This window comes from Luteibacter sp. P4_E6 (genome assembly GCF_056401535.1).
The window spans coordinates 1-4827 of the sequence record NZ_JBFUJE010000299.1; the positions used below are offsets into that span (position 1 = coordinate 1).

Genomic DNA, 4827 nt, shown 5'->3' on the forward strand with positions numbered 1-4827 from the left:
GGAAGGGAATGAACAGCAGGAAGCCCATCTGGAAGGCGGTCTTCAGCTCACTGGTGACGAAGGCGGGCAACGCCACGCGGTAAGGCACCGAGTCCTTGTCCGCATAGGGCTGCTCGCCCGCGAGCTTGGTGAACAGCTGGAGGTCGGGCTCGCGTGTCTGGTCGAGCATGAAGTGGCGGAAGGGCGCGGCGGCCAGCGGCACGGCGTCCTGCACGTTCATCTGGCCGTCCATGTATGGCTTGATACCGGCGTTGTAAGCCTTGTCGATCACCGGCGACATCACGAACAGCGTGAGGAACAGCGACAGGCCGACGATCACCTGGTTCGGCGGCGTGCTGTTGGTGCCGAGCGCCTGACGCAGGAAGCCGAGCACGATGACGATGCGAGTGAACGAGGTCATCATCAGCAGGATCGCCGGGAGGACCGTCAGCGCCGTCATCAGCGCCAGCATCTGGATCGACAGCGACCAGTTCTGGCTACCGTTGGCGCCCGGCTGCACGTTCAGCAGCTGAATGCCCGGCGGAGCAATCGGGTCCGCGGCGAACGCGGCCATCGGTGCGAGCAGCAAGACGACGAAAACAAGCAACGACCAGCAACGTACTTTGGGGGACGGCTCTTTGTGGGAGCGGGCTTTGCCCGCGATAGCCGCCGCGATCACGGGCGCTTCCACTGGTTGAGCACATCACGGAAGCCACGAATCGTCGGCGCGGCAGCCGCCGGTGTAGCGTCGTCCGCGACCGGCGTGGTCAGCACGTGCAGCGTACGCAGGCCACCGGTGGGCGAGGCGCCAACCAGGATCTGCGTGCCGCCGACTTCGAGCAACATGACTTTTTCCTTGATGCCGACCGGCATCGATTCGATGACGCGGATCTTCCGACCGCCCGGATGCACGCGCACCTGGGCGCGGCGGCTGAGCCAGCCCACGAAGAAAATGAGCGCGATGACGCCGAGCAGGCTGATCAACACGCGAATCAGTTCCGCACCCGAATCCACCGCCGCCGGAGCGACGACCGGAGCAGCCACCGGGGCCGCCATCAGAGCGCAGGAAAGGAAGCCACCGGCGAGGGCGGCGACGGTACGGCGCATGGCAATCACCGCAGCTTGCGGACGCGCTCGGCCGGACTGATCACGTCGGTCAGCCGGATACCGAATTTCTCGTTGATGACGACCACTTCGCCATGGGCGACCAGCGTGCCGTTGACGAACACATCCAGCGGTTCGCCGGCGGCACGGTCGAGCTCGACCACCGAGCCCTGGTTGAGCTGGAGCAGGTTCCGGATGCTGATCTTGGTACGGCCGACTTCCATCGCCATCGTGACCGGCACGTCCAGGATGACGTCGAGGTTGACCTCGGCGCCCAGGCCCATGGACTTGTGCAGGCTGGCTTCGTTGGCGCCTTCGATCTCTTCGAGCGTGGTGGGTTCGTTCATGTCCGTTCCGGTGATCGCGCTGCTTGGGTATGTACCCATAGAAGCAAACGGCGTGCCATGGCTTCGGCAGCGAGGGAACGGTGAATTTTTTGTGTTTTTTCAGGTGTTTGGCGGGTCGCCGCGGGTGACCCGCGCTGACCGGAAACCGACACTAGACGGAAAGCTGACGCATGACGGCAGTTGCGTGCGGTGACGGTCAGTTGACGTCAGGCTTGGGGTGCGCTGGCAAGCACCCATCGCTCTTGCCTCAGGCCGACTCAGTCAACTCAGGCATCGGCGCCGTCGTCGTCACCGGCATGGCCTTACCCTCGCCCCGCTTGCGCATCAGCGAATCGAACTGGATCGCCTTGTTGCCATTGGAGTTGGCCATGCGACCGCGGAAGATCGGCACGTCCTCGGCGAAGACCGTGGCGCACTCGGGCAGGGTGATCGGAATCACATCGCCCTTGCGCAGATGGAGGAAGTCGCCGATGGTCAGCCGCGCCTCGGCCAGCATGGAGGTGACCTCCACTTCGGCGTCGAGGATTTCTTCGTGCAGATTCTGGATCCAGCGCTCGTCGCGCTCCGCACGGTCGCTCTGCACGCCGGCGTCGAGCAACTCACGGATCGGCTCGACCATCGAATACGGYAGGGTCAGGTGCACTTCGCCGCCACCGCCGTCGAGCTCGATATGGAAGCGCGATACCACCACGGTCTCCGTGGGGCTGACGATGTTGGCGAACTGCGGGTTGATCTCGGAATTGAGGAACTCGAACTGCATCTTGAGCACGGGTGCCCAGGCCTCGGCCATGGCCGTAAAGGCCTCCTGCAGCACGATCTGGATCACGCGGTTCTCGGTCGGCGTGAAATCGCGACCTTCGATACGCGCGTGATAGCGGCCATCGCCGCCGAAGAAATTGTCGATGACGGTGAAGACCAGGCGCGGCTCGAAGACCATCAGCGCGGTACCGCGCAACGGTTTGATCCGGATCAGGTTGAGGTTGCTCGGCACGGCCAGCGAGTGCACGTACTCGTTGAACTTGGTCATCTTCACGCCAAGCACCGAGACTTCGCAGGACTTGCGCAACACGTTGAACAGGTTGGCGCGGAAGTAACGGGCGAAACGGTCGTTGACCATTTCCAGGGTCGGCAGGCGGCCACGTACGATACGGTCCTGCTGGGTAAAGTCGTAGTCCAGGATGCCACCGGGCGGCGGAAGCTCGATCTCGGTTTCGACCGCACCGCCTTCCACGCCGGCCAGGAGGGCGTCGATTTCTTCCTGGGTAAGGATGTCACTCATGGCCGAAGCGTCCCGTCACTGCATGATGAAGCTGGTGAAGTAGACCGCGTCCACGCCGGGACGGCCGATCTTCTCCTTGAGCACGCGCTGGATTTCGGCCAGCGCGGCGGCCTGTAGCTTCAGCTTACCCTTCACGTCGGACAGCGATTTCACGTCCTGTGCGGAGAAGAGCATCAGCAACGCGTTACGGATCTCGGGGTCGGCTTCCTTGGCGGCAGCGATGGCTTCGGGATCGTGCGACATGACGTTCACACCGACCTGCAGGAAACGCAGGGCGGTCTCGTCCTGGAAATTAACCACGAAGGCCGGGTCCAGCTGCAGATAAACGGCGGGTTTTGACTTGGCGATCTCCGTCGCATCAGCCGCACCCGCCTTGCCATGGCCGCCCTTCATCATGAAGAAACCACCTGCTCCACCGGCGGCAAGCACCACCAGCGCGGCGACAAGAATGACCCCGCCCTTACCCTTCTTCTTGGGAGCGCCTTCGGCGGGATCTTTAGGTGCTGCGGCCATGCGTGAAACCTCTGGAATGCGAATACGTAAGCGGTCGTGCCCGTCGGGCTTGCGGGTATTGTTGCAAGCGACGTGCCATCTGCGTCACCCGTGGCCCGGATGGAGATATGGCGCTGTGACGCGGTTCTCGCTGCCCTTAGGCGCCGGCGAGTGAGGCGAAAATTTTGACGCCCGCCGAAATCACGTCACCGACGCGTGTTACGCCACCTCATCGACCAGGCTGCGCGAGACGCGCGAGGTCCCGACCACGCCCGTCGCTGCCGCGCCTTCGTCCGTAGCACCACCCTGCCCGTCCGGCGATTCGCCCTGGGCGGGGTTCTGACCCGGATCGCGCTGACCGACATTGGCCTCGCCAAGTGACAACCCGTGATGCGCGAGCATCGTGTCCAGTTGCGACAACGTCTGCTGTACGGCATGCACCGCAGCGGGATGTTGAGCGAGGATGGCCACGTTGACCTTGCCGCCATCCATGGTCACGTGCACGTCCATGCTGCCGAGTTCTTCAGGGTGGAGCTTGATGCGTGCCGACTTGATGTCGCCCGAACCCATCCACGCAATCTGCTCACCCAGTTCCTGGCTGAACTGCGGCGATGTCGCCGCCTGCGTCGCCTGCACCTGCATCGCGGGGGCCGCCACGCCATTCATGGCGGGAGCGTGCATGAGCGGCATCGGGCTCACGCTCGTGGGATCGGTCGCCGACACATCGTCCTTGGTCGACGCAAGGTCGCTGCCCTGGGCAGCCAGCAGGCTCGCGAAGGGCGATGCGGTGACGGTCGCAACGGGCGACGGCGCCGCCGCCATCGCGTCGGTGATCGGGTCGCCGGTGACGGCGCCCTTCGCGCCGACGGTGGCACCGGTCGCCACCGCGGCGGTGCCGGGAGTGCCTCCCAGGCCGGTGAGCGCACCGAGCGCGTCGCCGAGCTTGCCGGCTGCCGCCGTGGCCGTGCCCAGGGCCTTCGTGGCGATATCGGTGACCTTGGGCGGCACACCAATCAGCGCGAGCACGCTCGTCGCCAAGGAGGTATCGCTGTCTGTCGAATCATCTTTCTTCGTCGTGTCGTCGTCCGGCTTCTTGTCGGCCGACTGGGTCGAGGCCGTCTTGTCCGTGCTCGTGTCTTTGGCCGACGATGCCGTCGTGGAGGTCGTCGTGCTCTTGTCCGACGGCTGGTCCCTGGTCTTGCGCGCATCGGCATGCGCCGCGTCCATCGCCGCGTCGAAGCGCTTGTTCGAGGCCGTGTCGTCGTTCGTCTTGCCGGTTACCGGGGACGCGGCGGCCGCGCCCGTCGTGGGCGACGGGGCGGGATTGACCGGGCGTGCAACGTTGAGGGCGATCGTGGCGTTGTTCATGCGGAGTACTCGATGTGATCGTTCGGGAGGCTGCCGACGCTGGAAAGCGTCATGCCTCGCCCCGGGGATTTCGGCGGTATTGCGAGCGTTCGTCGGCCTGCGATTGCTCGCGGCGATCTTCCGATTTGCGTTCTTGTTCGCGGTACTTCGTCGTGACGGAGTCCAGCGCCTTCGCGCGGCCACGCGCGTCGGTCCAGAGCAGACGCGCGTGCTCCAGTGCCTGCTCCCGACGCTGCACCTCGCCAAGTTGCTGCACGA

The 4827-nt window shown here is 64.6% G+C and carries 7 protein-coding genes; all 7 read right to left on the minus strand.

The annotated features are described in order from the left end of the window. The coding region (locus tag AC1DT2_RS15835; protein WP_477297363.1) for a flagellar type III secretion system pore protein FliP at positions 1 to 586 on the minus strand (586 nt) is incomplete at its 3' end. Positions 587 to 654: 68 nt separating this feature from the next. Further along, the gene (gene fliO, locus AC1DT2_RS15840; protein ID WP_477297364.1) at positions 655 to 1086 is read right to left on the minus strand and encodes a flagellar biosynthetic protein FliO; all 432 of its coding nucleotides are present in this window, start codon (positions 1084 to 1086) and stop codon (positions 655 to 657) included. Positions 1087 to 1091: 5 nt separating this feature from the next. Beyond that, a complete protein-coding gene (fliN, locus tag AC1DT2_RS15845) occupies positions 1092 to 1367 on the minus strand; it encodes a flagellar motor switch protein FliN (protein ID WP_197478325.1) in 276 nt (91 codons plus the stop codon). Positions 1368 to 1677: 310 nt separating this feature from the next. Further along, positions 1678 to 2709, minus strand: coding sequence for a flagellar motor switch protein FliM (gene fliM / locus AC1DT2_RS15850; protein WP_082879106.1), 1032 nt, complete (start codon positions 2707 to 2709; stop codon positions 1678 to 1680). A 15-nt stretch (positions 2710 to 2724) separates the two neighbouring features. After that, positions 2725 to 3222 carry a flagellar basal body-associated FliL family protein gene (locus tag AC1DT2_RS15855; protein ID WP_063572300.1) on the minus strand — a complete coding sequence of 166 codons (498 nt, stop codon included), beginning with the start codon at positions 3220 to 3222 and terminating at the stop codon, positions 2725 to 2727. Between the two features lie 198 nt (positions 3223 to 3420). Continuing rightward, entirely contained in the window at positions 3421 to 4569 is a 1149-nt protein-coding gene (locus AC1DT2_RS15860; protein WP_477297365.1) for a flagellar hook-length control protein FliK, read from the minus strand. 49 nt (positions 4570 to 4618) lie between these two features. Beyond that, a partial coding sequence (locus AC1DT2_RS15865; protein WP_477297366.1) for a flagellar FliJ family protein occupies positions 4619 to 4827 on the minus strand: 209 nt, incomplete at its 5' end.

Coding starts and splice junctions, on each gene's coding strand:
- fliO (WP_477297364.1), bottom strand. CDS start 1,086: ATGCGCCGTACCGTCGCCGCCCTCGCCGGTGGCTTCCTTTCCTGCGCT.
- AC1DT2_RS15855 (WP_063572300.1), bottom strand. CDS start 3,222: ATGGCCGCAGCACCTAAAGATCCCGCCGAAGGCGCTCCCAAGAAGAAG.
- fliN (WP_197478325.1), bottom strand. CDS start 1,367: ATGGGCCTGGGCGCCGAGGTCAACCTCGACGTCATCCTGGACGTGCCG.
- AC1DT2_RS15860 (WP_477297365.1), bottom strand. CDS start 4,569: ATGAACAACGCCACGATCGCCCTCAACGTTGCACGCCCGGTCAATCCC.